Annotated in this window: 1 protein-coding gene; it reads right to left on the bottom strand. The window is 61.1% G+C overall.

Features of this window, described 5'->3' with window-relative positions; genetic code table 11:
• Positions 1-216 (bottom strand): Rieske 2Fe-2S domain-containing protein (locus AC1D00_RS44630; protein ID WP_477015149.1); only part of this gene is annotated, 216 nt, incomplete at its 3' end.
• Between the last annotated feature and the right edge of the window lie 332 nt (positions 217-548).

The raw sequence follows: 548 nt of genomic DNA, 5'->3' as shown, positions 1-548 counted from the left end.
GTGATAGCCGCAGACGACGGTGTCGCCTTCGAGCCGTCCCTTCGACAGCGGCACCAGGCGATGCCAGCAGGCATCCTCCAGCGCAGCGACCGAGCCGTCGGCCTTCCGGTACATCACAACGTGCTTGCCGCAGATCGTCCGCGGCAGCAGCGCCGGCTTCACCTCGGCGTCCCAGGCGGCGGCGTACCAGGCGTTCATGGGGAAGGGCTTTGTCACTGGTCTCACTCCCAAGGCTCATGAATACGTTATGTATACAATATCAAGGGTGGAAGTGTCATTCAAGGCCTGAATTGGCGTATCTTAATACCTATATGTAAAACGATGTATACAGAATTGACCCCACCGTCATTCCCGGCGGAGGCGGGGAATCCAGTACTCCGCGGCGTCACACAACTTCCGCCGCGGCGTGCTGGATCACCCGCTTTCGCGGGTGATGACAGCGCGCGATAAGGAACACCCTCCCCTGGAGGGGGAGGGTAAGAGGCGTCCTCGCCGGCAGTTACGCGCCGAACACCTTCGCCAGCCCGGCCTGGGCTTCTTCCTGAATC

Source organism: Bradyrhizobium sp. P2_E8 (genome assembly GCF_056403875.1).
This window is presented reverse-complemented; position numbering and strand designations above follow the sequence as displayed.